The 234-nt window shown below is 73.9% G+C and carries 1 pseudogene; it reads right to left on the bottom strand.

Annotation, left to right across the window (positions count from 1 at the left end):
• A pseudogene (locus tag EXE44_RS19415) lies at positions 1–234 on the bottom strand (ZIP family metal transporter); the annotation flags it as partial.

Below are 234 nucleotides of genomic sequence, written 5' to 3'. Positions count from 1 at the left end.
CCGCGGCGTCGTCGGCGGTCGCGCCGCCCTCCGCGAACCACTCCCGATACTCGGCGTGGAGGTGCGGGATGAGGTAGTTCCCGCCGAGCAACGCCCCGCCGCCGAGGAGGACTCCCGCCATCACCGCGCGGAGCGTCCCCTCCTCCATGCCGGGGATCACGAGGCCGAACACGCTGGCGGCGACCATCAGCCCGGCCGCCAGTCCCAGGGCGGCGTCGTAGACGCGATGCGTCA

It is taken from the genome of Halorubrum sp. SS7 (genome assembly GCF_005435055.1).
GTDB lineage: Archaea > Halobacteriota > Halobacteria > Halobacteriales > Haloferacaceae > Halorubrum > Halorubrum salinarum.
This window is presented reverse-complemented; position numbering and strand designations above follow the sequence as displayed.